This is a genomic window from Burkholderia sp. L-4 (assembly GCF_056856535.1).
Window position 1 is genome coordinate 3,555,432 of sequence record NZ_JBXEOX010000001.1, and the last position, 26,678, is coordinate 3,582,109.

The 26,678-nt window shown below is 63.9% G+C and carries 26 protein-coding genes; 10 read left to right on the forward strand and 16 right to left on the reverse strand.

Features of this window, described 5'->3' with window-relative positions:
* Positions 1 to 67: 67 nt before the first annotated feature.
* On the reverse strand, positions 68 to 2,239 hold the full coding sequence (locus AC1VVG_RS16570; protein ID WP_482835854.1) for a phosphocholine-specific phospholipase C: 2,172 nt from the start codon (positions 2,237 to 2,239) through the stop codon (positions 68 to 70).
* 230 nt (positions 2,240 to 2,469) lie between these two features.
* Between AC1VVG_RS16570 and AC1VVG_RS16575 the strand changes: the two genes are divergently transcribed.
* Positions 2,470 to 3,387, forward strand: coding sequence for a LysR family transcriptional regulator (locus AC1VVG_RS16575; protein WP_034190205.1), 918 nt, complete (start codon positions 2,470 to 2,472; stop codon positions 3,385 to 3,387).
* Between the two features lie 95 nt (positions 3,388 to 3,482).
* Here AC1VVG_RS16575 and AC1VVG_RS16580 read toward each other — a convergent pair whose 3' ends face one another.
* Entirely contained in the window at positions 3,483 to 5,123 is a 1,641-nt protein-coding gene (locus tag AC1VVG_RS16580) for an L-lactate permease (protein ID WP_034190204.1), read from the reverse strand.
* 466 nt (positions 5,124 to 5,589) lie between these two features.
* On the opposite strand from AC1VVG_RS16580, the gene AC1VVG_RS16585 reads away from it, so the two are divergent.
* On the forward strand, positions 5,590 to 5,901 hold the full coding sequence (locus AC1VVG_RS16585; RefSeq protein ID WP_034190203.1) for a DUF4148 domain-containing protein: 312 nt from the start codon (positions 5,590 to 5,592) through the stop codon (positions 5,899 to 5,901).
* Between the two features lie 74 nt (positions 5,902 to 5,975).
* On the opposite strand, the gene gshA is transcribed toward AC1VVG_RS16585, so the two are convergent.
* From gshA to ada, 3 genes are all read right to left on the reverse strand, one after another.
* The gene (gene gshA / locus AC1VVG_RS16590) at positions 5,976 to 7,589 is read right to left on the reverse strand and encodes a glutamate--cysteine ligase (protein ID WP_482835855.1); all 1,614 of its coding nucleotides are present in this window, start codon (positions 7,587 to 7,589) and stop codon (positions 5,976 to 5,978) included.
* A 465-nt stretch (positions 7,590 to 8,054) separates the two neighbouring features.
* Positions 8,055 to 9,014: a DNA-3-methyladenine glycosylase family protein gene (locus tag AC1VVG_RS16595; RefSeq protein ID WP_049029766.1), complete on the reverse strand. Its 960-nt coding sequence runs from the start codon at positions 9,012 to 9,014 to the stop codon at positions 8,055 to 8,057.
* Complete coding sequence (gene ada, locus AC1VVG_RS16600) at positions 9,011 to 10,102, reverse strand: bifunctional DNA-binding transcriptional regulator/O6-methylguanine-DNA methyltransferase Ada (protein WP_482835856.1); 1,092 nt, start codon at positions 10,100 to 10,102, stop codon at positions 9,011 to 9,013. The genes AC1VVG_RS16595 and ada overlap by 4 nt, the downstream gene beginning before the upstream one ends.
* A gap of 431 nt (positions 10,103 to 10,533) precedes the next feature.
* Between ada and AC1VVG_RS16605 the strand changes: the two genes are divergently transcribed.
* Positions 10,534 to 10,947: a VOC family protein gene (locus AC1VVG_RS16605; protein WP_482835857.1), complete on the forward strand. Its 414-nt coding sequence runs from the start codon at positions 10,534 to 10,536 to the stop codon at positions 10,945 to 10,947.
* Between the two features lie 21 nt (positions 10,948 to 10,968).
* Here AC1VVG_RS16605 and AC1VVG_RS16610 read toward each other — a convergent pair whose 3' ends face one another.
* The 3 genes from AC1VVG_RS16610 to speG all read right to left on the reverse strand — a co-directional run bounded on the left by AC1VVG_RS16610 (position 10,969) and on the right by speG (position 13,106).
* Positions 10,969 to 11,523, reverse strand: coding sequence for a YaeQ family protein (locus AC1VVG_RS16610; RefSeq protein ID WP_034190198.1), 555 nt, complete (start codon positions 11,521 to 11,523; stop codon positions 10,969 to 10,971).
* Between the two features lie 189 nt (positions 11,524 to 11,712).
* Positions 11,713 to 12,060, reverse strand: a complete 348-nt coding sequence (sap1, locus tag AC1VVG_RS16615; protein ID WP_034190197.1) for a surface attachment protein Sap1 — start codon at positions 12,058 to 12,060, stop codon at positions 11,713 to 11,715.
* 488 nt (positions 12,061 to 12,548) lie between these two features.
* Complete coding sequence (gene speG, locus AC1VVG_RS16620) at positions 12,549 to 13,106, reverse strand: spermidine N1-acetyltransferase (RefSeq protein ID WP_034190196.1); 558 nt, start codon at positions 13,104 to 13,106, stop codon at positions 12,549 to 12,551.
* Between the two features lie 151 nt (positions 13,107 to 13,257).
* On the opposite strand from speG, the gene AC1VVG_RS16625 reads away from it, so the two are divergent.
* The 3 genes from AC1VVG_RS16625 (at position 13,258) to AC1VVG_RS16635 (ending at position 15,255) form a co-directional block, all read left to right on the forward strand.
* Positions 13,258 to 13,428, forward strand: coding sequence for a hypothetical protein (locus AC1VVG_RS16625; protein WP_006489933.1), 171 nt, complete (start codon positions 13,258 to 13,260; stop codon positions 13,426 to 13,428).
* Between the two features lie 111 nt (positions 13,429 to 13,539).
* The gene (locus tag AC1VVG_RS16630) at positions 13,540 to 13,788 is read left to right on the forward strand and encodes a DUF2795 domain-containing protein (RefSeq protein WP_482835858.1); all 249 of its coding nucleotides are present in this window, start codon (positions 13,540 to 13,542) and stop codon (positions 13,786 to 13,788) included.
* 108 nt (positions 13,789 to 13,896) lie between these two features.
* Entirely contained in the window at positions 13,897 to 15,255 is a 1,359-nt protein-coding gene (locus tag AC1VVG_RS16635) for a sensor domain-containing diguanylate cyclase (protein WP_034190194.1), read from the forward strand.
* Positions 15,256 to 15,815: 560 nt separating this feature from the next.
* Here the strand turns inward: AC1VVG_RS16635 and AC1VVG_RS16640 are convergent.
* From AC1VVG_RS16640 to AC1VVG_RS16650, 3 genes are all read right to left on the reverse strand, one after another.
* Entirely contained in the window at positions 15,816 to 16,346 is a 531-nt protein-coding gene (locus tag AC1VVG_RS16640; protein ID WP_482835859.1) for a hypothetical protein, read from the reverse strand.
* Positions 16,294 to 16,659: a hypothetical protein gene (locus tag AC1VVG_RS16645; RefSeq protein ID WP_482835860.1), complete on the reverse strand. Its 366-nt coding sequence runs from the start codon at positions 16,657 to 16,659 to the stop codon at positions 16,294 to 16,296. Before AC1VVG_RS16645 ends, AC1VVG_RS16640 begins: the two co-directional genes overlap by 53 nt.
* A gap of 101 nt (positions 16,660 to 16,760) precedes the next feature.
* The gene (locus tag AC1VVG_RS16650) at positions 16,761 to 17,513 is read right to left on the reverse strand and encodes a TIGR04255 family protein (RefSeq protein ID WP_301941873.1); all 753 of its coding nucleotides are present in this window, start codon (positions 17,511 to 17,513) and stop codon (positions 16,761 to 16,763) included.
* A gap of 157 nt (positions 17,514 to 17,670) precedes the next feature.
* Between AC1VVG_RS16650 and tnpA the strand changes: the two genes are divergently transcribed.
* The 4 genes from tnpA to AC1VVG_RS16670 are packed head-to-tail and all read left to right on the forward strand — an operon-like array spanning position 17,671 to position 20,646.
* Positions 17,671 to 18,102: an IS66-like element accessory protein TnpA gene (gene tnpA / locus AC1VVG_RS16655; protein WP_063934034.1), complete on the forward strand. Its 432-nt coding sequence runs from the start codon at positions 17,671 to 17,673 to the stop codon at positions 18,100 to 18,102.
* The gene (tnpB, locus tag AC1VVG_RS16660) at positions 18,099 to 18,446 is read left to right on the forward strand and encodes an IS66 family insertion sequence element accessory protein TnpB (RefSeq protein ID WP_046543747.1); all 348 of its coding nucleotides are present in this window, start codon (positions 18,099 to 18,101) and stop codon (positions 18,444 to 18,446) included. Before tnpA ends, tnpB begins: the two co-directional genes overlap by 4 nt.
* A gap of 50 nt (positions 18,447 to 18,496) precedes the next feature.
* Positions 18,497 to 20,038: an IS66 family transposase gene (tnpC, locus tag AC1VVG_RS16665; RefSeq protein WP_482835906.1), complete on the forward strand. Its 1,542-nt coding sequence runs from the start codon at positions 18,497 to 18,499 to the stop codon at positions 20,036 to 20,038.
* Positions 20,039 to 20,049: 11 nt separating this feature from the next.
* Positions 20,050 to 20,646, forward strand: coding sequence for a plasmid pRiA4b ORF-3 family protein (locus tag AC1VVG_RS16670; protein WP_045598730.1), 597 nt, complete (start codon positions 20,050 to 20,052; stop codon positions 20,644 to 20,646).
* A 316-nt stretch (positions 20,647 to 20,962) separates the two neighbouring features.
* Here the strand turns inward: AC1VVG_RS16670 and AC1VVG_RS16675 are convergent, their stop codons facing one another.
* The 5 genes from AC1VVG_RS16675 to AC1VVG_RS16695 form a co-directional block, all read right to left on the reverse strand.
* A complete protein-coding gene (locus AC1VVG_RS16675; protein WP_482835861.1) occupies positions 20,963 to 21,859 on the reverse strand; it encodes a ParB/RepB/Spo0J family partition protein in 897 nt (298 codons plus the stop codon).
* Positions 21,856 to 22,761 carry a plasmid partitioning protein RepB C-terminal domain-containing protein gene (locus AC1VVG_RS16680; RefSeq protein WP_482835862.1) on the reverse strand — a complete coding sequence of 302 codons (906 nt, stop codon included), beginning with the start codon at positions 22,759 to 22,761 and terminating at the stop codon, positions 21,856 to 21,858. Before AC1VVG_RS16680 ends, AC1VVG_RS16675 begins: the two co-directional genes overlap by 4 nt.
* Positions 22,758 to 24,323, reverse strand: coding sequence for a recombinase family protein (locus AC1VVG_RS16685; protein WP_301941870.1), 1,566 nt, complete (start codon positions 24,321 to 24,323; stop codon positions 22,758 to 22,760). Before AC1VVG_RS16685 ends, AC1VVG_RS16680 begins: the two co-directional genes overlap by 4 nt.
* 315 nt (positions 24,324 to 24,638) lie before the next feature.
* On the reverse strand, positions 24,639 to 26,174 hold the full coding sequence (locus AC1VVG_RS16690; RefSeq protein ID WP_482835863.1) for a hypothetical protein: 1,536 nt from the start codon (positions 26,172 to 26,174) through the stop codon (positions 24,639 to 24,641).
* Positions 26,171 to 26,395, reverse strand: coding sequence for a helix-turn-helix domain-containing protein (locus tag AC1VVG_RS16695; RefSeq protein WP_482835907.1), 225 nt, complete (start codon positions 26,393 to 26,395; stop codon positions 26,171 to 26,173). Before AC1VVG_RS16695 ends, AC1VVG_RS16690 begins: the two co-directional genes overlap by 4 nt.
* Between the last annotated feature and the right edge of the window lie 283 nt (positions 26,396 to 26,678).

Below are 26,678 nucleotides of genomic sequence, written 5' to 3' on the forward strand. Positions count from 1 at the left end.
CGGAACACGCCCGGCAGGCGGCGCGCACGCGGCGGCCGAACCTGCCCGGCCGCGCGACCTCCGGCCGTCAGGCCGTGCGCTTCACCGGCCCCGGATCGCTCTGGCTCGGCCGACCCGTTTCGACGTGGCCCGCGAAGCGGCGCACGACCTTGTCGTCGCCGCCGCGCAGCGTCGTCGCGGTGATCGTCAGATCGTACCAGCCGTGGCTCGACGACAGCGCGAAGTGATCCTCGATGCGCTCGCCCGGCTCCAGCGTGTAGGTCCGCGCAGGCGCATGCCCGTATGCGTTGTCGACCGTCACGCGGCACGTCGCGCGGCCGCTGTTGCGCAGTTGCAGGTACACGTGGCGGTTGCGCACGTCGTAGCCGATCTTCGCCTCGGGGTTCGCGTGGCGGCCGTCCGCGGCGAGCCGCGTGTTGCCCTGGAACTCGCACAGATAGCCGTTCGGGCCGTAGGCGGCGAGATGGTACTCGCCGCGCGCGGCCGACGTGCTCCACGTATCGGCGAAGCGGTCGTGCGCGGACACCGCGTAGCGGCGCGGCGGCGTCGCCGGGTTGCGGCGGTCGTACACGTAGAACGCGGCGCCCGCGTCACCGGCGTTCGCGAAGTCGAGCGACACGCTGTCGTCGCGGCCATGCACGTGGGCATGCACGAACAGCTCGTACGGCAGCGCCCGCGCCGGACGCGTGCCGGGCTCCTGCGCCGGCATCGACTGCCGGGCCGGCACCTGGTACGCCTGGCCGGCCGTCGCGATGTGCTGCGGCACCGTGAAGCTCACCGTGCGCGTGTCGGGTCGCGCGGAGAAGTCGAACGCCGACGTGAGATCGCCGCAGATCGACCGGCGCCATGCGCTGATGTTCGGCTCCTTCACGCCGAAACGCGCTTCGAGGAAACGCAGCACCGACGTGTGGTCGAACGTTTCCGAGCAGACCCAGCCGCCCTTCGTCCACGGCGAGATGATGATCAGCGGCACGCGCGGCCCGAGGCCGACCGGCTGGATGCCGCCCGGGTCGGCGCCCGGCACGAGCGGGCTCATTTCGCCCGGATACTGGTTCAGGTCGAGCAGCTCGTCGCCGAGGGTCGACAGCAGGTTCGACGACACGATGCCCTGGCCGCCCACGCCGCTCGTGACCGGCGGCACCGGCGGCACGACGTGGTCGAACAGCCCGTCGTTCTCGTCGTAGTTCAGGATGAACACCGTCTTTGCCCACACCTCCGGGTTCGACGTCAGCGCCTCGAGCACCATGTTGATGTAGAACGCGCCGTCGGTCGGCGACGCCTGCGGGTGCTCGCTGTACTTGTACGGCGACACGATCCACGACACCTGCGGCAGCCGGTTCGCCTGCACGTCGGCCTTCAGCTCGGCGAGCGTGTGGTCCGATGCGCCCTTGTCGACCAGCGGGCCGCTCGCGCCCTCCTTCACCTGGAACTTCTTGAAGAACATCAGCGAGTTGTCGGTGTAGTTGTCGGTCGGGTCGCCCGGGATGCCCGTGCCGCCCTGGTACACCTTCCAGCTGATCTTCGCGTTCTCGAGGCGCTCGGCGTAGGTCGTCCACGTGTAGCCGTTCACGTCGTCGCGCTCGCCGATGCCCGGGCCGTTCGGCGGGTTGCCGTAGACGTTGCGCGGGTCGACCGTGCCGGTCCACAGGTAGATGCGGTTCGGCGCGGTGTCCGCGTGCGCGGAGCAGAAGTACGAATCGCAGATCGTGAATGCATCGGCCAGCGCGTAGTGGTACGTGAGATCCTGGCGCTTCAGGTAGCCCATCGTCAGCACGTCCTGCTTCTGGTTCACCCATTGGTCCCACTGGCCGTTGTTCCAGGACAGGTGGCCGCTGCTCCAGCCGTGGTTGGTGCCCGGCTGGAATTCGGTCGTCTGCTTCGGATCGAGGTAGAACGGCAGCACGTACGGCGCCGACGGATCGAGGCCGCGCGAATGGTAGTTCTTCGTGAACACCGACGCCGGCGGCTGCTGCCATACCGGCGCACCGCTCGGCAGCAGGTGCGGGCGCGGATCGTCGAAGCCGCGCACGCCGCGCAGCCCGCCGAAGTAATGGTCGAACGAACGGTTTTCCTGCATGAAGATCACGACGTGTTCGACGTCGCGGATCGTGCCCGTGCGATAGGCGGCCGGCATCGCCAGCGCGTTGCGGATCGCGGGCGGAAAGCCCGCATAGGCGGCCATCGCGCCGGCCGACTGCGCGGCAAGGCGCAGGAAATCGCGTCGATTGTTCGAGGACATGAAGGGAACCCTGTTGTCGGTAGGAGTGAGGGCCGGTCGAGCGGGGCCGGCGGTCGGTGTGTTACCCGCCATTACCCCGCACCGGCGTGTCCCGGCCATGACCGGTTACCGCAGGATTCTTTGGGTGACCCACAGGTTTTTTTCGAAGCGGCGCACGACGCGCCTTTCATGCGGCCGACACACGCGTGCGCTACGCTGACGCGCGATGAAGAGGGGGGAGAAGCCGAGTCGTGTTCGATCAGCTGAAGGCGTTCCACGCGACCGTCCGGCAGGGCAGCATCACGCGCGCCGCGCGCCATCTGGGCGTGAGCCAGCCGACGATCGCCGCGCAGATCCGGCAGGTCGAGCAGGTGTACGGCGTCGAGCTGTTCTACCGCAGCGGCCGCAAGCTCGAGGTGACCGAGACCGGCATCGAGCTGCTGCCGCTCGTCGAGCAGATGATCGCGCTCGAGGCGCAGGCCGACATCATGCTGCGCAACGTCGGCGGCCTGTTCGAAGGCCACCTGCGGATCGGCGCAACGGGCCCGTACTACATCATGGATGCGGTCGGCCGCTTCTCGCACGCGCATCCGTCGATCGCGCTCACGTGCCGGATCGGCAACTCCGATGAAATCCTGCAGGCGCTGCAGGAATTCCGCATCGACCTCGCCGTCTCGTCGCAGCGCAACGATGCCGACGGCCTCGAACGCAAGGTGATCTCGACCGATCCGCTCGTGCTCGTCGTGCACCGCAACCATCCGCTCGCGCGGTTCGATGCGATCGATCCGGCTCGACTCGCCGACGTGCGGCTGCTGATCCGCGAGGAAGGTTCGGTCACGCGCCGCTGCACGGAGACGATCCTGGCGGCGGCCGGTGTCGCGGCCGTGTCGGTTGCCGAGATCGGCAGCCGCGAAGCGATCCGCGAGGCGATCCTGCACGGCGTGGGCGGCAGCCTGTTTCCGCTCGGCGAGGCCGAACGCCATCCTGACCTGCGCGTGATCGCGCTGCGCGGCGCCGAAACGACGATCGACGAATACGTGTACTACCTGAAGGCGCGCCGCCAGAGCCCGGCGATCGACGCGTTCCTCGCGTGCATCCTGCCGGACGGCGGCAAGCCGGCCGCGGCGGACGAAACCGGACGCACGGCGCGGCGGGCGAACGCGCGCTGAGCTGCCGCGCGCTCGCCGGTTCCGCACTTGACCGGCGCTGTTCCCGCGCCTTCCCTCGTGTTGCCTCGTGCCTTCCTTCCGTCGTTGCGCTCACCTCATTTCGGCAGTGCCGGAATCATCCACGTCAGCACGTGCTGCTGCAGGAACACCAGCACGCCGAGCAGCAGCGTGAGAATCACGCTGTGCCAGAAGGTGCGCGCAAACACGACACCTTCCTGCCCTTTCAGGTCCGTCGTCGATACGCCCGTCGCGATGTTCTGCGGCGAGATCATCTTGCCCATCACGCCGCCCGACGAGTTGGTCGCGGCCATCAGCACCGGATCGAGGCCCAGCTGCCGGGCGGCCACGACCTGCAGGTTGCCGAACAGCGCGTTGCCCGACGTGTCGCTGCCCGACAGGAACACGGCGATCCAGCCGAGCGACGCGGACACCAGCGGGAACAACGCGCCCGTCGACGCGACGCCGGTGCCGAGCGTGTAGCTGATGCCCGAGTAGTTCAGCAGGTAGGCGAGGCCGACGATCATCATCACCGTGACGATCGCGATCCAGGTCTGCCGCCACGTCTTCACCACGCATTCGACGAACGCCCCGGGGCCGGTGCGCGTCAGCGCGGCCGTGATGAGCGCCGACACCAGGATCGCGGTACCCGTGCCGAGCGGCTGGAAGTCCCAGATCGCCGCATACGGCTTGTGGTACAGCGACACGAACACCGCGTTGTGCAGGCCCGGCCACTTGATCTTCACGTCGCCGATCGCCGCGATGTTCGCGTGCACCCACACGATCACGACCACCGACACGACGAGCCACGGCAGCCAGCCGCCGAAGCCCGCGCGCGCGGCGCCGGCCGCCGCCGGCACGCTGCGCGCGAGCGCGTATTGCGGATCGGGCTGCGGCTTCCACACCTGCAGGAAGCCGATCGTCACGATCAGCGACGTGAGCGACGACAGCACGTCGGTGAGCTGGTAGCCGAGGAAGTTCGACGTGACGAACTGCGCGAGCGCGAAACTGCCGCCCGACACGAGCAGCGCCGGCCACAGCTTCGAAATCGAGCGCAGCCCGCCGTACGCGCCGACCACGTAGAACGGCAGCAGCAGCGCGAAGAACGGCAGCTGGCGGCCGACCATCTGCGCGAGCGTCGCGGGCGGCAGCGACGTGACCGCGCCGAGCACGGTGATCGGCACGCCGAGCGCGCCGAACGCGACCGGCGCCGTGTTGAACAGCAGCGTATAGGTGAGCGCTTCGAGCGCGGGGAAACCCAATGCGATCAGCAGCGCGCTCGTGATCGCGACCGGCGTGCCGAATCCGGAGATCCCTTCGAGCAGGCACCCGAACGAGAACGCGACGACGAGCAGCACGAGGCGGCGGTCGTCGGGCAGGTTGTCGAGCATCCACTGCCGGAACTGGTCGAAGCGGCCCGACTTCACCGCGATGTTGTACAGCAGCAGCGCGTTGAAGACGATCCACATCACCGGCACGACCGCGAGCGCCATGCCGGCGCCGACCGCGTTGAACGCCAGCCCGGCCGGCATGCCCCACGCGCCGATCGCGACCGCGAGGCCCGCGACGAGCCCGGCGAGCGACGCCTGCCACGCCGGGCGGCGCAGCACGCCGAGCGCGATCAGCGCGACGGCGATCGGGATCGCGGCGACGAGAAACGACAGCAGCAGCGAGTGGGCGACGGGCGTCAGCGGCTGCGCGAAGACGATGCCGGGCGGTAGGGCGTCGGTCGGGTTCATCGTGTCTCCAGATGTCGACCCGAGTTGGCGCTTTAGCGCTTACTCGGGTCCCATGCCTTGCGCTGACGACCCGGGTTGGCGTGTCGATGCCCCGGGTTCGGTACAAGGCGATGTCCTGTGGTCACGACCACGATCGGGCGCTTGCGCACGCAACGACGTTGCATGGCCAACCGATCGGTCGCTTAAAAGAGGTTAGGAGGCGCGCGGCGCTTGTACAAGGGGGACAAGCCCGATGCGTGACGACCCGATACGGCCGTTGCGCCGCCAGATGACCGGCGGATGGCGGGCGGCTGTCGCGTTCGACAGGAAGCCCGGTCATGCGGTCGACCGCGCAATGTTGCGCGCGCGGCAAAGGTGACTGACGGCAACGAGGATGTTTCGTCCGGCATCCGACGCCTAGACTGGCTGCATCGATTCCGGCCGGGCCAGCAACGGCGCGGCACCGGAACCTCTCGGAGCAGACACGATGAAGACGATCCAACACGCGGCATGCGCCTTCCTGCTGATCGGCGCGGCCGTCGCCGCCCATGCGCAGGCGGCATCGACGGTGACGCGCGCGCAGGTCCGCCAGGAACTCGTTGAATTGCAGGCCGCCGGCTACCGGACGAGTCTCGCAAGCAGTCCCGACTTTCCGGAGCACATGCAGGCGATCATGCAGCGTGCCGCGCGGGCGCGCGGCGGCGATACCGGTCACGGCAGCGACGGCCGGGCGAACGGGGAATCAGGCAAGCCGGCGCTGCCGCACGCGATCGATCGCGGCACGTACGCGCATCACTGATCCGATGACGGAAGGAACCGGACGATCGCGCCGCGGCGGCGCGGCGCGCGCTGCGCCGGCCGCCCGCGCAACCGTCAGACGCTGAAGCGGTTCAGCGTATAGGCGCGATAGGCCGCGACGAACGCATCGAACGATCCGGCCTCCTTCGCTTCGAGTTCGGCCTGCTCGGCCAGCGACTTCGCGGCGAGCGCCTGCTCGGTGTGCAGCGTATCCGCCGACGGCGGACGGGCGCGGAAATGCGCGGCATGCGCTTCGCTCTGCGCGAGCGCAAACGCGAGGAACGACTGGCCGTTGTCGCGCATCGTGCGCAGCACGCGCGCGGACGGCGTGCGTTCCGGGTCGGCGAGCCTCTCGCGCTGCGCGGCAATCGCGCGTGCGTGCTCGTCCCCGCCGCGGATCTCGTCGAGGCGGCGGCCGACGGTTTCGATATCGGCCATCAGCGCGTCGGCCCACTGCCGCAGCGAGATCGACTGGCCGTCGCGCGTGAGCGCGAGCCCCGGCTTGCGGCCTTCCATCGTCACGCTGCCGAAGTTCGCGTTCGCTTCCTTGTACGCATCGCAGTCGAGCGGCGCACTGTCGTCCAGCGCGCACGCGAGCAGGAATGCGTCGATGAAGCGCGTGGTTTCCAGCGCGATGCCGGTCGGCTCGAACGGATCGATGTCGAGGCAACGCACTTCGATGTACTGCACGCCGCGCGACGCGAGCGCATGCAGCGGCCGCTCGCCCGAGTACGTGACGCGCTTCGGGCGGATCGTCGAGTAGAACTCGTTCTCGATCTGCAGCACGTTCGTGTTGATCTGGATCCACTCGCCGTCGCGATGCGTGCCGATCGCCTCGTATGCCGGATACGGCTCGCTCACGGCCTTCGACAGCGCGTCGAGATAACCGGGCAGCGTGTTGTAGTCGACGTGCAGCGCGGCCTGGGCCGTCGTGTTCGAGTAGCCGAGATCGCTCATCCGCAGGCTCGTCGCATACGGCAGGTAAAGCGTGTCGGCGTCGAACGTGTCGAGCTTGTGCGGCTTGCCGCGCAGGAACTTCGTGTCGAGCACCGGCGATGCGCCGAACAGGTACATCAGCAACCAGCTGCGGCGGCGGAAGTTGCGGATCTGCGCGAGATAGCGCTCCGACTGGTAATCGACGAGCGTGGCCGTCGAGCCTTCTTCCGCATGCAGGCGCCGCCACACCTCCTCGTGCAGCGAGTAGTTGTAGTGGATGCCGGCGATGCACTGCATCGTGCGGCCGTAGCGATACGCGAGGCCGCGCCGGTACACCGTCTTCAGCCGGCCGATGTTCGACGTGCCGTAGTTGGCGATCGGAATCTGGTCGTCGGCCGGCAGCAGGCCCGGCATCGAGTCGTTCCACAGCAGCTCGTCGCCGAGCGACGCATAGACGTAGCGATGCAGGTCGTCGAGGCGTTCGAGCGTGATGGCGGCATCGCGCTCGGCGGGCGTGATCAGTTCGATCAGCGCTTCGGAATAGTCGGTCGTCAGCGCCGGATGCGTGAGCGCCGAACCGAGCGCGCGCGGATGCGGCGTGAACGCGATCATGCCGTCGCGCGTCACGCGCAGGCTTTCCTTCTCGATGCCGCGCAGGCCGTCGGGCAGATGCTGCCGCGTCGGGCCCGAGCTCAGCGCGTCGAGGCGTTTCAGCAGCAGTTCGGACTGGCGGTGAGTCATGGTGTTCGACATGGAGACGCAAGTGCGTGACGGCCGCGCGCAGAACGCCGCGCGCGGCCGGCTGGATTGTTGGTCGCTTCGTTGGTAGCGGGCACTTTAACATCTCGCCGGAACACGCGCTTGAGGTGGCGCCGGGCACGGCACACGGGCCTGAGCGGGCCATCGGAGGGGCCGGCGCGGCAGTCCGGGCCCGTGTCACCCGTTCGCGACGAAGCCGATCCGCACGCCGGTCACCGCCATTCGTCGGACGGAACGAGAACGACGAACGGGTGGCGGCAGGTGCAACCGTGCCGCTGAATGGATCGGGAAACGACGCGTGCGCAGGCATCCGCACGCGCGACATCCGGCCGATGCCGGATGCGTGGAATCGCCCTCACGGGCCGCGTCACGCCGGCACTCGCCGCATGCCGGCACCGCGTGCGCAGCGGGTTGCGGCGCCGCCTTCTTGCGGTCGCACCCGACCGCGGTGCGCCGCGATCACCCGCCGCGCGCGCCGCCCGCCCGGTCGGCCACCTCGTTCCACAGATGCAGCGCCGCATACGCGCGCCACGGCCGCCAGCCTTCGGTGCGGCGTTTCTGGCTGGCGAGCCGGTCGAGCGCCGGATCGCGCGCGGCGATCGACTGCATCAGCACGAGATCGGAGGCCGGCCACGCATCCGGGTCGCGCCACGCGCGCATCGCGATGTATTCGACGGTCCACGGACCGATGCCCGGCAGATCGAGCCACGCGCTGCGCAGCGTCGCGAGATCGGCATGCGCGCGATCGACCGGCACGTCGCCGGCCGCCACCGCGCGCGCCACGCCCGTCAGCGCCGCCACCCGCTTGCCGGGCATCCCGATCTTGTCGAGATCGCACGCGGCCAGCGCGTCGGGCGTCGGGAAACGCCACGCGGGTGCGCCGTCGTCGTCATGCACCACGCGCTCGCCCGCCCGTTCGACGAGCCGGCCGACGATCGTCGTCGCGGCCTTCACGCTCACCTGCTGGCCGACGATGGCGCGCACGGCCAGTTCGAACCCGGACCACGCACCCGGCACGCGCAACCCCGGCGCGGCCTCGACGAGCGGCGCGAACCACGGATCGCGCCCGAGCCCGCCGCCGATCGCGGCCGGATCGGCGCCGAGGTCGAACATCGTCGCGACGCGCGCGGCGAACGCCTCGTCGACATGACGCGCGACGGCCCCTTCGACGGTCGCGATCAGGCAATGCTTGCGCGGATGTTTCGTGACGGTGAGCCGGCCCGCATCGCCGTGCAGGTCGACGATGCGGCGATACGCGCCGTCCGCGACCTGTTCGACGCCCGGAATCGCGCGCCCGCTGAAGAAGCGCAGCACGCGCGCCCAGTCGTACGGCGCCTGGTAGCGCAGCGTCATTTGCGCGGACGGCGGCACGTGGCCGCCGTTCGCGATGGACGTGATCGTTGTCGTTTCGATGCTCAAACCGCACTGCCCTCCGTCACGGCTTCGGCTTCATCGGGGTGGATATGACGCGCCTCGGATGCGAGCAGCGTCGCCTTGCGGCGCACGCCCCAGCGATATCCTGCCAGCGCGCCGCCCTTTTGCACGACGCGATGGCACGGGATCGCGAGCGCGACCGGATTCGACGCGCACGCGGAGGCGACCGCCCGCACCGCGCGCGGCGAGCCGAGCGCCTCGGCAATCTCGGAGTAGCTGCGCGTCTCGCCGTACGGAATATGCGTGAGCGCTTCCCACACGCGCTGCTGAAATGCGGTCGGCGCGATGTCGAGCGGCAGGTCGAATGCGTGCCGCGTGCCGTCCAGGTATGCGCGGATCTGCGCGACGAATGGCGCGAGCCTGGCGGACGCCTCGACCAGCTCGGCGCGGGCAAAGGCGTCCTTCAGCTCGCCGACGAGCGCCGCCGGTTCGTCGCCGAACGCGATCCGGCAGATGCCCTGCCCGGTCGCGGCGATGAGCACGGTGCCGAGCGACGTCGACGCGGTCGCATAGTCGATCGTCAGGCCGGCGCCCTGGCGGCGGAACGCGGACGGCGCCATCCCGAGCTCGCGCGGCACCGACGCATAGAGCCGCGACGGCGAGTTGAAACCCGCATCGACGGCCGCCTGCGTGACCGGCTGCCCGCTTTGCAGCGCCTGCCGCAACGCGGCGCCGCGTTGCGCGGCCTGGTACTGCCGCGGCGACACGCCGACCACGCGCTTGAAGAGCCGCTGCAGGTGGAACGGGCTCACGTGCACGGCATCGCTCAGTTGCTGCAGCGTGAGCCGCTCGGCATGCGCGTCGAGCACCGCGCACGCGCGGTTGACGATCTCGAGCTCGCGCGGCAGCCCTTCCGGCTGGCAGCGCTTGCAGGGCCGGAAGCCGGCCGCGCGCGCGGCCGCCGGATCGGCGAAGAACGACACGTTCTCGCGGCGCGGCAGCCGCGACGCGCAGGTCGGACGGCAGAACACGCCGGTCGTGCTCACGGCATAGAAGAACGCGCCGTCCGCATGCGGATCGCGCTTGGTCACGGCGCCCCAGCGGGCATCGTCGGTCGGATAGGCAGTTTTCATCTGAACCTCGCACGCTCTAGTGTAGATGGTGCCTACTCTAGACATCGGCACCTGCCGTCGCGCCCTGAATCTTGCTTTGTGATTCGCGCCGCCGAACCGGGGACACATCGGCCGGCCATCCATCCGACAAAACACCCGAAACGGCTGCTCCGGCGCGGTTTTCGTCATCGTCCCGTCACCATTTTGCTGCAGTGCGGATGCGACAAATCGCCGTCCTGACGTTTTTTTGCAAACGGAATATTGCGTCGCACCATCGCCGTGTGTATAGTTGGAACTGTCTCCTCCATGTCTCCTCCTGATATGGATTAAGCCCGTTCCGCACTGCGTGAACGGGCTTTTTTTCGTCTGTCGATTGTGCCGTGTTCCGGCCGGCGGCGCCGGCGCGATGCGTCTACACTCGATGCTCGTCGACTGCGAAGGAGTATCGGTTCATGAAGCCCACCATCCGCGGGATCGATCACATCGTGCTGCGCGTGACCAACATGGCGGCGATGACGCGCTTTTACTGCGACGCCGTCGGCTGCCATGTGGAAAAGGAGCAGCCCGATCTGGGCCTCGTGCAGTTGCGCGCCGGCGATGCGCTGATCGACCTGCTGACCGTCGGCGGCCCGATCGACCGCCCCGACAGCGGGCCGCCCGGCACCGGGCGCAACCTGGATCACCTGTGCCTGCGCGTCGAGCCGTTCGACCCCGACGCATTGATCGCCCATTTCGCCGCGCACGGCGCGCGCCCGGGCGCCCCGGCCGAACGCTACGGCGCCGGCGGCTACGGGCCGTCGATCTACCTGTTCGATCCCGAGGGCAACATGGTCGAATTCAAGGGGCCGCCGCCCGCGATCGGCTGAACGCGGCCGGCATGCGGGCCGTCACGCGTCCGCGCGCGCCTTCAGCACCGTCCATTCGACCGCAACGGGATCGTGGTCCGCGCTCGAGATCCACGCCGCGCCGTCCTGCACCGTGCACTGCAGGCGCATCGTGCGCTCCGCGAGCTGCCCGAGCGCGCTCGCGACGCCGTCGGCGAGCGACAGCACCTGCACGTTGCGCAGCCGTTCGACCTTGCTGCGCACGCCCTGCCACCAGATATCCGAGGTCTTGCCGCCGTACGCGATCACCGTGACCTGCCCGGCGCGGCCGGCCGCCTTCGAGATGCGCCGTTCGTCGGGCTGGCCGGCCTCGATCCACACGTCGATCGCACCCGTCAGGTCCTTCTGCCACAGATCGGGTTCGTCGACGTCCGACAGCCCCTTGCAGAATTCGAGCCGCTCGTGCGCGAACAGCGCGAACGCGACGATGCGCACCATCATCCGGTCGTCGGTTTCCGACGGATGGCGCGCCACCGTCAGCGCGTGATCGGCGTAGTAGTGCCGATCCATGTCGGCGATTTGCAGTTCGGCTTTGTAGATCGTGGATTTCAGCGCCATGCGGAGTCGGCCCGGGCGGGCATTCGGTTCGGTCGGGCCGTGATGATACCGAATGCGCGCCGCCCGGCGCGTGTCATGCGTGCCCCACAGCGCAACGGCCCGGCATCAGCCGGGCCGTGTTCGGTTCGCGCCGCCGGCACCTCGGGCCGGCGCGCTCGCGCGTCGTGCGACTGCGCGGGGATGGATCGGTTACTGCTTCACGAAGCGCGAATCGGTCCAGAGGCCTTGCTGGTCGCTGTTGTCGGCGCTGACGAACTGCACGTCGCCCTGGTCGACCGACACCACGCGGAAGCGCTGGCCTTCCGGCACCGACAGGCAACGGAAGTCGTCGAAGTATTGCTGCTTCGCCTGCGACTTGCCGTCACGCTCGTGATTCAGTACGGAATCCAGATTGTCTTTCGAAAGGCAGCCCCACGCATTCTTCGTCAACTGGATTTCCTGCTTCGGCTTCACGGCGGAATCGCCGCCGGCCTGGGCAATCGACACCGCGCAAAATGCGCCGACGAGGGCAAAAAGGATACCGGTACGCTTCATCATGTTCTGTCTCCAGGCTGCGGGCACCAGGCTGGGGTTAGCTATGCGTTTAAAGATGATCGTGAACCCGCGTTTTTCACTTTAGAAGACCGGCAAACGATAGCAAGCACATTTGTTGTGCGACCGCAATAGCGGCGGATTGTCGCACCCCCGTGCGCAGCCCGTTTTTCGCGCGGTGCACGCGGCGGACAACACCTGCCGTGTGGCGGACAGCCCCGTCACGCCGGGCGGAAAGCGTTACCCGGCAAGGCTTTCATCCAAGTTACATGGCGACGCTTGAACGGTTTGGATAATCCATTTCGTGATCCCGATCATTTTGATGCGCCGCACATAAAGTCATCCGAAACGATTCGACTTTACCGCGGCGCGGAATCGCCATTACCCGACACAAGAAAAATGCCAGGTATAAGCGAATCCGTATTTATCCGTAGTTCCCCGCATGGATTCGGCACCCGAGAAAGTCCCGTCGCAAGCGTTTTTCGCGAGCGTGTTTACCCTGCCTTATTCGGACCGGATTGCGGGCGTTCGAAATAATCGCGCTGGAAAATGCACATGCGATAGGCGTTGTGATACGCGCCGTTACCGAAAAATTCTTCCTTCAATTCGGCTTCGTGCTGGAATCCGCATTTCTCGTACACGTGAATCGCCGCCGCATTCGACGTGTCGACGATCAGGTACAGCTTGCGCATGTTCAGCACCTTGAAGGCGTACTCGATCGCGAGGCGCGTCGCCTGCCCTGCATAACCGCGCCCCTGGCATTGCGGCGCGATGATGATCTGGAACTCGCCGCGGCGGTGGATGTAGTCGAGCTCGATCAGCTCGACGAGGCCGACCAGCTCGCGTTGCGCATCGACCGCGACGAACCGGCGTTCGCGCTGGTCGTGCACGTGGCGGTCGTACAGTTGCGACAGTTCCGAGAAGGTTTCGTACGGCTCCTCGAACCAGTAGCGCATGATCTTCGCGTCGTTGTTCAGCTCGTGGACGAAGCGCAGGTCCTGGCGCTCCAGCGGCCGCAGCGCGAGCGTGTGGGTATCGTTCTGGAGTTGCATGTTGGTGTCCTGTTGGATGCCGGCGCACGGGCGGAATGCCCGCGCGGCACGGCCGCGTCCGGGCCCGTTCCGCACTGTAAGAAATTGAACGCGGGCGAGGTTCAGAGCCTAGAATGGGAGCAAGGGTTCCTGCCACCGCAAGGAGGCTATCGTGATCGAGCAAGTCATACTCGGAATATTCCTCGTGCTGCCGCTCGTCATCGTCGCGGCGCTGTTTTCCGACGAACTGTGGCAAGAACACCGGCGCCAGCATCCACGCGACGAAAACGCACCGCATATCGACTGGAAGCATCCGTGGCGCCGCGTGCGACGCGGCCATTGAGCCGGTTCACCCTCGATCCGCAGCACGCGCCGGCCCGGACGCCCCGGGCCAAGTAACGCGCGCTGTACCGCCCCTTCGACCCGATTCCCGCCCAACCCGCGAGACGCCGACGTGAACGACAAGCCCGCTGCCCCTGCTCACGATATCCCTCCCGAAACGATCGACCTGCAGATCGCCGACGTGCTGGCGGCCGTCCGCTACCCGGCGAACAAGGATGCGATCGTCGATGCCGCGCGCGACGCCGGCGCCAGCAACGAAGTGCTGTCGATGCTCGACGGCCTGCCCGAACAGGACTACGCGGACGTCAATGCCGTCACGCACTGGGTCGCCGGCAACTTCGGCCCGGGGCTCGGTATTTGAGCGGATGCCGATAACGCGATAGGATCGGGCCGCACCGGTCGCGCCGCGACCGGGAGGCGTGCTGCCCGGCGCAAGATCGGGTGCGGGCACGCGTGTCCGGGGGACTCCATGGAAGGCATCCTGATCCAGCACACGACGCGACGTCAGCTCTGGTTCGGCGCGCTGACGGCGCTCGTCATCCTGCTCGCGCTCGGGATCGCCGCGCCGCACGCGAATGTCGCGCTGCCGGCCGTCGAGCCGTTCATGCCGATGTGCGCGCTCACCGTGTTCACGACCGCGAGCATCGCCGCGTTCTTCCTCGGCGCGCAGTTCACCGTCACGCGCCAGCCCGTGCTCGGCGCACTCGGCGGCGCCTATGCGTTCACCGCGCTCGCCGTCGCACTGCAACTGCTCACCTTTCCCGGCGTATTCGCGCCGCACGGCCTGCTCGGCGCGCGCCCCCAAAGCGCCGCATGGATGTGGATCTTCTGGCATGCCGGCTTCCCGTGCTTCGTGATGGCCGCGCTGTTCGCGCGCGAGCGATTGACGCGCGCACCGGTCGGCGAGCACGAGACGCGCCGCTGGACGGTCGCGCTCGTCGGCGGGCCGGCCGTCGCCGCGGCGCTGCTGTGCGCGCTCGCGCTGAACGTGTCGCTGCCGCCGGCGTTCCATCCGCCCGGCGACGCGGCCGTGCTGCCCGTCAACGGCATCGCGCTCGTCGTGTGGCTCCTCAACGCGCTCGCGCTCGTCGCGGTGCTCGCCACCGGCCGGCTGCGCACGACGCTCGACCTGTGGCTCGCGATCGCGGTGCTCGCGTGCCTGACCGACACGACGCTGAACCTGCTGACGACGAATCGCTTCACGGTCGGCTGGTACGTCGCGCGCGTGTTCAGCATGTTCACGCCGGGCGTGCTCGTCTGCGTGCTCGCGTGGGAAGTGACGATGCTGTACCAACAGCTGTTCGAGGCGCATGCGACGCTGGTTCGCTCATCCGCGCGCGACGGGCTCACCGGCGCATTCAACCGCAGCCATTTCAACGACCATTTCCACACGCTGTTCCTGCAGGCGCGGCGCCAGGGCGAACCGCTGTCGCTGCTGATGGTCGACGTCGATCACTTCAAGGCCTACAACGACACGTTCGGTCACGTGAAAGGCGATGCGTGCCTGATCGCGGTCGCGAATGCGCTGGCCGGCGCGGTACGGCGGCCCGCCGATATCGTCGCGCGTTACGGTGGCGAGGAGTTCGCGATCGTGTTGCCAAACACCGGTGCGCGCGGGGCGCGCGTGGTGGCCGACGAAGCGCGCGAAGCCGTGCTTCGGCTCAATCTCGAGATGCCCGATTCGCCGGCCGGACGCGTGAGCGTCAGCATCGGTTGCGCGACCGTGTCGGCCGACGATCTGTCGACGACCGACGCGTTGATCGAAGCCGCCGATGCCGCGCTGTATCGTGCGAAGGATACGGGGCGAAACCGGGTCGTCGTCGCGTGAAAACGTCTGCTGTTTGGCTATTTGTTACGGTCATTGTGACCGGAATAATCCGCCGTTACGGATTGCGGAGCGGCGATACGATCGCTTACAGCCGGTGTTGATGGCGCTCGCTATGCTGGGCTTCATATCGAACCCGAGCAGGTGAACGCCATGAAGAAGACCCTTTTGCTGATTGCCGGCGTCGCCGTGTTGCTGAGCGGCTGTATCGTGGTGCCTGACGGTGGGTACTACGGCGACGGGTATTACCACCATCATCGTCATTGGGATTGATGCTGGCGAGGATTCCGGCGCGTCGCTCGCGTAACGGCCGACGTGCCGTCGTGATCGATGCGCCGACGGTTTGATTTTCGCCCAGCGATCGGCGCGACGAGCGCAAGCACGGTGGTCGTGCAGCGTAGTGTCGTAAGCAACAGGGCGACCGAGATCGCCTGACAAGAGAGCCGCCCGTCTCGTCCCGAGCGGCCGCTCACTTCGATGCAGAACCTAGCAATCTCCACGAACTCCATATACAACAAGGCCCTACCGATCTGGCAGGGCCTTTGTGTACCTTCTTGTGTACCTTAAACATTAGGTGCTTGATCATCTGATGCAGGATCTTTCGGCGGCCTGCGGACATGTTGAGCAGAAATGGCTGCAACGAGATCCTGCTGAGCCGACATCCGCGCGTCCTTTGCATCCGGATCGCTGTTCCATCCCAGAATCACACCATGCTCGTCGTAGTCGACCTGGGGAAGCGGCTCGCAAGCAAGATTGGCCGCACTAATATCTGCGACGGAAACCTCAGCGACCGCGAACGCTGTCTTGTCGGATCTGATCGTACGCCCCAAATGCCACAGCCGATCATCATGGACGCCGTTCAAACCACAAACTGAAGTTTCATATCGCCGGAGATCCGGATGCAGTTCCGGCTCGAACGCCTTGGGTCTGGGCGTCCCATTCGCATAGATATCGCGCTTGCTAAAAATGAACCGCGCCACCTTTCCATTGGCGGTGACAAAATCAGCGTCGGCGACTTCAGGTAGCGGTGACGGCTCTGTTTCAGACCGCAGTGACCTGATAAAGTAGTTCCACAACGCGCGCAGGAATCGCATCGTCGAATCGCTTTATTCCGTGATCTTTGTCAAAGGCGGAAATGCGCGCAGCATACGCGAGCCGCCCATCTTCTCGTAGCGCAACAGTCAGCATCTTTCCTCGCGGACCACGCCAATCAAACGACACGTCTCCATCGTCGTCCATTGCGAGTTCCGGCGGCGGAACATTGGATGGCAGCGCAAACAAGAATCGCTGTGCGAGCACCAGTACTGGGGAATCTTGCATCTCGATCGCCTGTTCCTGCGCCAACGCGTACAGGTCGTTAAACACGTAGGATTGGCGTGCCGGAATCCCAAAGCGGGTTCCACTCACCACTTGGCTCGAGTTGCACCCAATCGTCCGGGCTTCCTCCCCGGCAGCTGGGGAGCTGAAAGCCAATCGTCCGAACTTTCCAGGTCCAAGCGCTAGAGTGCTCATTCATACATCTCCACTGTCCTTTCGGTCAGATGCTCGAAAAACATACGATTCTTCTGATCCCGAAGGGTGTCCAAGGCTGAAAATATCTTTTCAATCTCATCGCCGTTCAATCGCACCGTACGGTACACGTCAATATCGAGCAACACCATGATCGTCGTCCCGGAAGGCGTCACGACTGGACCGCCATCCAACACTTGGGTCACGATCGATACACAATCGGCAGCCGGGTCGGGAATGATAACTCGACTCAGAAACCCGCTGACGGACTGCGGCAACGCAGCCGGAACGTGCGGCGGGGATGTCAGGTAATCGCCAAAATCCCCCAGTGGGAGAGGTAAATTTAGCTCATTGATGTATCGGACAGCGACTCGTGTAACGTCCAAGTGGCCAGCTTCCTGCCGAAACGCCTCCCACAGCGTCCAAGCCTCGTCTCTCAACTCGCTCCATTTCCCATATGGGGATAGGCGGCTTAAAGTAAATCCCGCGACTCGCGCTTGCAGGATGTACTGCGGAACTTCGACGGACTGAAGCCGCCGACCTACGGCCTTCTGTCCGCTATGGGTCGAGGTCGCGGTACCGTCGTTAACCAGACCGAAAACTGCCTCCCAAAGGTCGGTCCGCGCTCCATATCTATTGCCCAGCTTAGCAACGAACCGGTCAACTACATCAAGGGAAACGGGGGGTTCAAACCGAAGATCAATTAGTGCCTCCCGAACGGGCGCATTGGCCAACTGACGATGTCGTGCCATTCATTGCCCCCCATTTCCGGAAGGCTTCCCGCGGCCATCACGCTGAAACTCGATACCGTTGTCGCGTAGCTTGCCTTGGTTCTCCGTAAGCGTCATTTCGTGGCCGCATGGACAGAGCTGCAGCCGGTGTCCAAAGTGATGTCCGTTACTTCAAGTGATGGGGACTACTTTGGACACACGGGATGCGCGAGCGTCGAACCGCAAGGGCCGACCGAACTACACGCCGGAGTACCGACGGCAAGTTGCCGTCGCGGCGTGCGAGCCGGGTATTTCGGTGGCCAAGCTCGCGCAGGCGCACGGACTGAATCCCAATATGGTGTTCAAGTGGCGTCGGCAACTGCGGGCGGGCCTGTTTGAAGGTGTGGCGCACAGCACAGCGGTGTTGTTGCCTGTAGCGCTACCTGATGCACCGACCGGCGAAACGTCAGAACTGGCGTCGCTCGCTCTACAGCCTGTCGAGCCACATCGCGAGAGCGTATCGGCAGCGTCGGGCATCGAGATCGAACTGAACGGTGCCCGTGTACGCGTCACGGGCATGGTGGACCCCGTGCAGTTGCGCCTCGTGCTGCGCTGCCTGATGCCAGCATGATTGCGCCGCCAGGCGGTACCCGCGTATGGCTGGCAGCGGGCGTTACCGATATGCGCCGTGGCATGGATGGACTTGCCACGCTGGTGCAGTCAGCGCTCGGACGTGATCCCTTCTCGGGGCACATCTTCCTGTTTCGTGGGCGTCGCGGTGACCTCATCAAGATTTTATGGTGGAGCGGCGACGGCATGAACCTGTACGCGAAACGACTCGAGCGAGGACGCTTCGTGTGGCCGCAGGCGGACTCGGGAACAGTCCATCTGTCAGCTGCCCAACTGTCGATGCTGCTCGAGGGGATTGACTGGCGGCATCCAGAGCGGACGTGGCAGCCGACGCACGCCGCGTAACGCCGGGTGCGGGAACCCACAAGCGCGTGGGCTTCATTTACACTGGCTGCATGCCTGCCAACCATCTGCCCGATGACATCGCCGCCCTCAAGCGCATCGTTGCCTCGCGTGACGAGACCATTGCGCAGTTGCTGGCCGAGATCTCGAGGCTGAAGCGATGGCAGTACGGCCGCTCATCGGAGCGCATGACAGAATTGATGGACCAGCTGCAGCTCGCGCTCGGTGAGCTGCCTGTTCCTGAAGCAAATATGGCCGCACCGGCGAAGGTGCCTGATGCCGCGACTGCGGATACATCGGCTACTACGAACCTCAATTCGCTGCGCCGCAAACCGCGGCACTTCCCTGCCCATTTGCCTCGCGATACGGTTGTTCATACGCCAACGAGCTGCGGATGCCCGGAATGCGGCAAACAGATGCGCGCGCTCGGCGAAGACGTCTCGGAGGTGCTCGACTATGTACCCGGCTACTTCAAGGTACTGCGTCACGTACGTCCGAAGCTGAGCTGCCCGCGCTGTGCTGCAGTGGTACAGGAGCCAGCACCTTCGCGACCGATAGCGCGCTCGATGGCGGGTGCCGGGCTGCTCGCACAGGTCGTCGTCGCGAAGTACGCTGACCATACGCCGCTGTACCGGCAGGCCGGCATCTATCGCCGCGCCGGCATCGAACTGGATCGCGCGACACTGGCTTCGTGGGTGCGTGAAGCAGCGGCGCTACTGCAGCCGCTGTCTGATGCACTCGGCCGTTACGTGCGCGACGCAGACAAGATTCATACCGACGACACGCCCGTGCCTGTGCTGGAGCCGGGGCGTGGCAAGACACGCACAGCGCGCCTGTGGACCTATGTGCGGGATGACCGCCCTGCGGCAAGCCGCGCGCCACCAGCAGTCTGGTACAGGTACTCACCCGATCGCAAAGGTGAGCGACCTCGAGAACATCTTGCGGGCTACACGGGAATCCTGCAGGCAGATGCCTTCAGCGGATATGACGCGCTGTATCGTGACGGCACGGTCATCGAGGCCGGGTGCTGGGCCCATGCGCGGCGCAAGTTCTACGACATATACAAACTGGACAGCTCACCGATTGCCGAAGAAGCACTGCACCGCATCGGGGCGCTGTATGTTGTTGAGCGCGAGGTTCGCGGCCAGACGCCGAACGTGCGCCTGTCTGCGCGTCAGCAGCGCTCGGCCCCATTGCTCGCTGAGCTGAAGGCCTGGCTCGAACACACGCTGTCACTGGTCTCGGCGAAGTCGGGGCTGGCGAAGGCGATTAGATACTCGCTGGGGCACTGGCACGCTCTCACACGCTATTGCGAAGACGGGCGCGTCGAGGTGGACAACAATACGGCGGAGCGCGCGATCAGGCCGCTGGTTCTCGGCAGGCGCAATTATCTGTTCGCAGGCTCCGACGGCGGTGGCCAAAGCGCGGCGGTGATCTATAGCCTGATCGGTACGGCGCGCCTGAACGGCATCGAGCCGTTTGCCTACCTGCGCACGGTGTTTGAGCGCATCGCCGATCATCCCATCAACCGCATCGACGAGTTGCTGCCGTGGCACCTGATGCCGACTGCACACATCGAACAGCAAGCCGCCTGAGAATCAATCCGATGGTCCAACCCCGCAAACCTGCCGTGCGCCTGGTCAAGGCGCCAGTCCCCGATTACGTACTGCGCGTTGAGCTGAAGTACATCAAGCCGGCGATCTGGCGACGAATCGTCGTTCCCGGCTCGATCCGGCTGGGCAAGCTGCATGTCGTGCTGCAACTGGCCATGGGCTGGGAAGGCGGGCACCTGCACGAGTTCGTCTTCGGCGAAACCAACTATGGTGAACCTGATGACTTCGGATTCCAGAGCGATCCACCAATGCTCAATGAAGCACGGGTCACACTGTCGAAGGCGCTCGGCGGGCTGAAGTCATTCACCTATATCTACGACTACGGTGACAACTGGCAGCATCGGATCAAAGTCGAGAAGGCGCTGGTGCCTGATCCAGACATGCGCCGGCCGATGTGCCTGGACGGGCAGAATGCGTGTCCACCGGAAGACGTCGGGGGAGTGCCAGGATATGCCGACTTCCTCGGAGCGATCACCGATCCGACGCACGAGGAGCACGACCACTTCCTCGAGTGGTGTGGCGGCAGCTTCGATCCCGCCGCCTTTGATCTCGTGCTCGCGAATCAGCGCCTCTCAGAGGTCAAGTTCTGATCGTCAAGACGGCCTCAGATTGACGCTTACGGTTCTCCCAGAGCCACATTCGAATGATCGAGCAAGCCACCTCGGATTTGTTGGTCCCATGGAGCCCGAGCTGCGCAATTTCCTCAATGATGCGCTCCGTCGTCTGGTCGACGGTCAGCTGCAGCTTCTTGGTCTCGACAGAATTGGTACGGGCCACGGTGAACCCAGATTGAATCTAAACGGAATCAGTATAGATTGTCGATCCAGAGCCAAGCAAGGGCGACCGCATCGGGACCTTCCCTTTAGGGGAAGGATTCGTGAGTGCAAATTGCGTCAAAATAAAGGGTCAGCCACTTGTGGACGGAAGAGACTTGATGTCGGCGATCTTCTTGAATTCCGTCAGGTAGTCCCGCCGATTCTCCGACAGCCAAAGTACAATGCGCGCGTCTGTCAGCAAGCTTTGCAGGTACGTCGTGATCATCATCAGCTGCAAATTGTCGCGGCCGTAGTTGTCCTCGTACATCCGGCTTTCGACCTGCAGCGCGGCTACTTCACGCTCAAGGCGAGCATTGGCTTCGCTCCATGTGCTGGACTTCGCATTCTTTGCAGCCGGCACCTCCAGCAATTCCTGGGGCGTAGCCTCAAGCATCGCCAGCGCAAATTTGACCGTGTAGTTGTTGAAATCGACCATCCGACTTGCAGCATCAATCTGCCGGAGTGGCTTCATCTTTCGAAGTATCGGGAAGATTCCGGTTGGACAGTTTTTCTCGGCCAATATGTCCGTCGCCTCGCGGCAGATACCGTCCAGCATCCGGAAGCGAGCTCTGATCATGTCCTCCGACATGCCAAGCGCCGCGGCAAGGTCCTCGGCAGGCACGCCGCGGTCCAAGGCCTTCACAATCATCTTGTGCACTTGAATAGCGGCAATACCGATGTTGTGGCGGTTGTATGTGAAGCTCTCGTCATCCAGCGCAATCAGACAGTTTGTCGTCTTAACCCCACAGGTGCGGAGCGCCTCGACACGAAGATGACCATCTATGATGACGTAGATTCCGGCTTCAGCCGGATGTGGTTTCGCAACGACTGGTTCAACTAGCCCAATCGCCTGTACAGAGGCGAGTATCTGGCGATACTTGGTCGATTTCCAAACCGCATCTGCGATGACTTTGTTTGGACGCAGACTGCTCAGGGGCACCTTGACGGGCTGTCGATCAAACCCCATCGCAACGACTCGATCACTCACGATACACCTGCCTCGCGACGTGTCGCCGCCTCTTTAAGAAACTCGGGCATAGAGCTACGCTTCTCGTCCGTCAGCAATGTGACGAACTCATCGACCTGCAGCAGATCACGAAAAGCTTCGACAGCGCCCATGAGCCTGCTCTGTGTAAATTCAGCGCGCTTGTGCAGTGCCTTGTGTTTTGCTGCTTCTACCTCGTAGATCCGGCGCAACTCTTCCGGCTTGTAGGCCTTGCTCCGTCCCTTCGCTGCAATATTGATTGCCCCCGTTTTTCCGACTCGCGCGCGAAGTGCCAGAACCCTCCGCACGACCGTGACCTTTTTCCCTCGTAGATCGCCGCGGTTGTATGCGTCCATCAACAGATTCTGGCATTCCGAGTCCGGCGCACGAGCTATTTCGATCGCCAAGCTCAGGGACATGTGTCCGGCCTCGACCGCTGCCAGGAGCCGACGCTCTCCTTTCTCAAGCAAAGCTGCAACGCTCTTCACCCACTCAGCGGTGCATCCGATCTTCCGACCAATTTCCGCGTTTGAATAGCCTCGATGCTTCAAGATGCTGATGCTATCGAGCAGTTCTACAGTTGCCTTTTGTGGCCGAGCGATGTTTTCGACCAAGCTCTTGATCAAGCACTCATGTTCCGACGCATCGATAACGCGCGCGGGAATCTCGCTTTGACCAAGTTCGATGAATGCCTCCAAGCGCCCCTGACCACAGACCAAATCAAACACGCCCGACTTTTTGGTTTCATCGCTTCGGCAAACCGTGATTGGCCTCTTCAGCCCGACAGCTTCAATGTTCCGAACGATTTCCGCGTGCATACGACGACTTCGCGCACGGGGATTCAGCACCCGAATCTGATTAACCGGTATCAGCTCTATCGGGCCAGTGATGTCATCCTCGTTCATGCTGCCTCCCGGCACGTCACGCGTGCGGTGAGTGAATACAGGAGCGAAAGGTCGTCAAACCGATACGCTTCTAGGAAGAAATTGTTCTCCTCTTTCAGCTCGCGTACATCGCGCGGAAAGTCGATAGACGGAAGAATGAAGAAGTCGTGCGGCGTCTCGTTGTCAGCGTTCATGCGCACGATGACTGTCATGTCCGGCATCAAGGCCTGATCGAGATGGGTGATCCATCTACGATGCCCACCCGGAGTCGTCTTACATCGAGCGATCACAACCGAGAGCGACAACTCTCCGTTGACCAGCATCAGGTCCGCGACTTCCGATCTCTCCACCCACCCACCAGTGGACTGAATGCCTTCCACAATCTCATTCACAACGGCCGGATGCAGACGACGCAGCGCTTCGTTGATGATCAGGTACCGATAGTCATGCTGCGGACAATATCCCACCATTGAATAGGCACGCAGCAGACCGCCGAACCGAGCCGCATATGCCGCACTTGATGGCAATCCGGCTTGCTCGTCTATGACCCAACCTGACAAGTAACCCGTACGCACAAGCAGCTCCTGCAGCGCACCTAGCATTTCGGCATCGTCGAGCCTCTTCCGACGTCGGGCTATAACTCGCTGAGCTTCGGCAAACAGATCCGCTGAAACGATTGGTTCGAAGGCTCCGTCGCACCTGACCCAATCCGACGTTGGATTTCGCCTCCGAGGAGATTTCAAACGTCCGCTCGTTCGATTCCAGACGTTATTTCCAATGTACTTTTCGTTCGTGAGAACTTGCTGGACCGTAGCCGGGCGCCAATGCCGGCCGAGGTCCGTGAGGAGCCCACGTGCATTCAACTGCTCGGCAATCTGCCGCTCAGTCCAATGGCTATGCACGAACCAACGATAAATCTCGATAACAACGGAGACTTCGTCCGCGGGGCCCGGTATCAGGATCACGCGATCCGTCTGGATACTCTTGTGCTGCCGAAACGCGAGAACCTCCTTGGGTTTGCGTTGAGCATCAACTAGCAAGCGGCGGAAGCCAAACCCTGGCGTACCTCCTTGCCGCACTCCCATCTGGGCAAGCGTTCGAAGCCCCGCATGGGTTTTGACGGAAAGATTGCGCACGAAGTCGCCAGACGACATCCGGCGCACCTGTCGAATTAGGCTTCCCGCCGGACCTTTGTCGTTCCCTATTTCGTCCTCGCAATAGAGAACCTGAACACCAGCGCGGCGGCAAAGCTGTTCGTAGAAAGTGCTCTCGTCCGCATCTTGAAATCGTCCCCAACGACTCATGTCGTAAACCAGGACGACCTCGAAATCAGCGCGACCTTGGGTAACATCGGAGATAAGCGCTCGAAGTCCGGGGCGCCCCTTGAACGTCAAACCGCTCTTTCCGTGGTCGACGTAGCTCCGGACTACGCGCATGTTGTGCTGCCGCGCGTACTCCAATATCGCCTGGTGCTGATTCTCGGTCGAGTACTGCTGATGGTCCGTCGACATGCGCAGATACTCGGCGGCCGGTATCTCGGTCCCGTCTGCAGCACTTGGGAAAGGAAGCAAGTCGGCATCCATCAACGACCTCCAACAGCATGACTTTCTGTCGATGAATGCTGCGACTGCTGCCATGTCTGTTTGATGACATTCGCCACCACGAATCACCGCGCACCGGAAATGCCAATTGGTGTTCGACACCAGTTCTTACATTTCACCCTCCCGCAGCACGGTAATCCAACGGGCTCTTCAGGTATGCGTGAATCTCACTGTTCTTCCAAACCGTGCACCGCGATGACAATTGAATCGGCTGCGGCGCCCATCCGGCCAAGCAGAGCCTTCACCACCTCTCGCGGCACACGTCCACGAACGGTACAGACTGCCGCATATCCCAATCTAGTTGGGGCACACGAGCGAACGCAGTCCTGCGCCGCCACTATTCGCAGCCCCCGCCTGAATTTGTCGAAGTCCGACTCCGGGGATTTGGACGCTGACGCTTTGATTGCCAGTCTGCGTGGTGACGGAGAGAGCGAGGCTTGCACCGGTGACGTCAGCAACACCGAACGTATTGTTGCCAAAAATTGCGGTGGGACCGTTGACTGCGGTTTGGCTCTGCAATGAACCTCCTGGGCCTGCAGCCCATGCAATAGAACCCGAGCCAGCGCCATTGGCCGGAAGATCGATCGCAGCGCTCGTGAACACAGCAGTACGGAAGTCGATGCCGCGCGTCACGTTGGCCGACCCTGACGCGTTGCCGGTACGGATAAGTGCGCCAGAGATCGCACCTTGATTCGCGGTCAAGTCATCGCCGAATTGGATGCCCGTGGTCCAGCCGGATCCACCGGCCTGCTTCTCTATGATCATTCCGGCACTGATGTTGCTGCTTCCGCCGGTGCTCGTATTGACATCAACGATCTGAAGGCCGACCTTGCGGTTAACACCGGCATTGCGCACATCGGTGTTGATTTCCGCGCCGACAATTTCGGTCGTCGACGCAGCACTACTTAGGGCTTGGCAATATGCGTTCATTCCCGATGCGTTGGCGGAACCACTATTGATGAATGCAAAGCCACAAGAGCCCACGATGAACTCTCCGGCGTTGGCCCCACTCGACGTGATCTGGGCGGTGAAAGCCTGACGATGGCCGTTCCCATCGGTGCGCACGTGATTGACCACCACACCATCAACAAACACATTCGGGCCTGGCGAAAGGCTCTCGACGAAATCCGTTTGGAACAGCGGATTCGTGCCGGCACCTGAATTGATCAGGTAGTTTTGTGCGATTGAATTCTTTTGCAGAAGGGCGCGGCCGCTCGCGATTGCAGCGTCGCTTACTGCTCCAGATGCGAGTTGGGCAGACCCGACAGATGCATTGGCCGGCACGCCGATGGAGCGAGAGGGCCAACCCGTGATCGTGACTTGCTGCGTACCGATTGGCACTGTCGGATTGAAGGTCAGAACCTGACCATTCAGCGTGCAGTCAACCTGCGACGCGGCATCAAATAGGACGGTGATGTTGTTGATCGAGCCGTAGATTCCCGCCAAGGTGATGCTGGTCGAAAAGCCGGCTGCGAATTGGCTCGAATTCGCAGATCCCATTGATTCGCTGGTGACGGTTTGCGAATTGTTGACAGTCCAAGATGTGCCGCTTCCGCCAGTGATCGTCGTTCCGGCGGCCACTCCCGCACCATAGACCGTCTGGCCGATGGCGATCGTACCCACAACACCCGAGACGGTCAGCGTGGTTCCAGAGATCGAACCAGTGAACGATGGGCCGGCGGTGAAAACTTCGCGCGATGCATTTTGTGCGATAGCCGCTGCAATCTGAGCTGGCGTTGCGGCAACCTCGATCCCATTTTGGGACATGTAGATCAGATCGCTTGGACCGATGTTCGCCGCACCTGGAAACTGAAAGAGACGCTTGGTGGTCATGCGCGTGCACCTCCGCAGCTGGCGCGAATGTCCGCGACACGGAAAAGCCAATGCCCTTCGGATCGGGCCGGTGCTGGGAAGCGACGCTCCTGAACCCAGCGACGAATCGTTGCCGAGTTGACATCATAGAGAGCGGCAACTTTGCTCGTCTTCAAAAGTGCGTCGTCCGGGAGTGCCTCAATGTCCGGCACCGCCCGCGGCGACACTACGTGGCCTTGCATGTCCAATTGCAGCTCCGCACGATAGCAGACGCGGGCTGAGCTACTTCATGGCGTCTGCTATCGTTTCGTTGCGTTTCTCAGCCTGCTGCCAAGGCTATAGATCGCCAAATGCGCGGTCATTCCATTAAGTCTCGTATATTTCCGGAACGCCGATCAGTCGGCGCAGCAATGGAGGCTGTCAGTTGTGAGAAAGGTTGCACTTAGCCATGGCCCATGCCGACGCGGTCCGCCATACTAAATTTAACGAGAGCCGCGTCGGTCAAACCCTTGCTGCTTTCGCCCC

Bases quoted from the DNA above. Each gene is read 5' to 3' on its own strand.
- AC1VVG_RS16570 (WP_482835854.1), bottom strand. From the start codon at position 2,239: ATGTCCTCGAACAATCGACGCGATTTCCTGCGCCTTGCCGCGCAGTCG.
- AC1VVG_RS16580 (WP_034190204.1), bottom strand. From the start codon at position 5,123: ATGAACCCGACCGACGCCCTACCGCCCGGCATCGTCTTCGCGCAGCCG.
- AC1VVG_RS16585 (WP_034190203.1), top strand. From the start codon at position 5,590: ATGAAGACGATCCAACACGCGGCATGCGCCTTCCTGCTGATCGGCGCG.
- gshA (WP_482835855.1), bottom strand. From the start codon at position 7,589: ATGTCGAACACCATGACTCACCGCCAGTCCGAACTGCTGCTGAAACGC.
- ada (WP_482835856.1), bottom strand. From the start codon at position 10,102: ATGAAAACTGCCTATCCGACCGACGATGCCCGCTGGGGCGCCGTGACC.
- AC1VVG_RS16605 (WP_482835857.1), top strand. From the start codon at position 10,534: ATGAAGCCCACCATCCGCGGGATCGATCACATCGTGCTGCGCGTGACC.
- AC1VVG_RS16610 (WP_034190198.1), bottom strand. From the start codon at position 11,523: ATGGCGCTGAAATCCACGATCTACAAAGCCGAACTGCAAATCGCCGAC.
- sap1 (WP_034190197.1), bottom strand. From the start codon at position 12,060: ATGATGAAGCGTACCGGTATCCTTTTTGCCCTCGTCGGCGCATTTTGC.
- speG (WP_034190196.1), bottom strand. From the start codon at position 13,106: ATGCAACTCCAGAACGATACCCACACGCTCGCGCTGCGGCCGCTGGAG.
- AC1VVG_RS16635 (WP_034190194.1), top strand. From the start codon at position 13,897: ATGGAAGGCATCCTGATCCAGCACACGACGCGACGTCAGCTCTGGTTC.
- AC1VVG_RS16640 (WP_482835859.1), bottom strand. From the start codon at position 16,346: ATGCGATTCCTGCGCGCGTTGTGGAACTACTTTATCAGGTCACTGCGG.
- AC1VVG_RS16650 (WP_301941873.1), bottom strand. From the start codon at position 17,513: ATGGCACGACATCGTCAGTTGGCCAATGCGCCCGTTCGGGAGGCACTA.
- tnpA (WP_063934034.1), top strand. From the start codon at position 17,671: ATGGGGACTACTTTGGACACACGGGATGCGCGAGCGTCGAACCGCAAG.
- tnpB (WP_046543747.1), top strand. From the start codon at position 18,099: ATGATTGCGCCGCCAGGCGGTACCCGCGTATGGCTGGCAGCGGGCGTT.
- tnpC (WP_482835906.1), top strand. From the start codon at position 18,497: ATGCCTGCCAACCATCTGCCCGATGACATCGCCGCCCTCAAGCGCATC.
- AC1VVG_RS16670 (WP_045598730.1), top strand. From the start codon at position 20,050: ATGGTCCAACCCCGCAAACCTGCCGTGCGCCTGGTCAAGGCGCCAGTC.
- AC1VVG_RS16680 (WP_482835862.1), bottom strand. From the start codon at position 22,761: ATGAACGAGGATGACATCACTGGCCCGATAGAGCTGATACCGGTTAAT.
- AC1VVG_RS16685 (WP_301941870.1), bottom strand. From the start codon at position 24,323: ATGGATGCCGACTTGCTTCCTTTCCCAAGTGCTGCAGACGGGACCGAG.
- AC1VVG_RS16690 (WP_482835863.1), bottom strand. From the start codon at position 26,174: ATGACCACCAAGCGTCTCTTTCAGTTTCCAGGTGCGGCGAACATCGGT.
- AC1VVG_RS16695 (WP_482835907.1), bottom strand. From the start codon at position 26,395: ATGCAAGGCCACGTAGTGTCGCCGCGGGCGGTGCCGGACATTGAGGCA.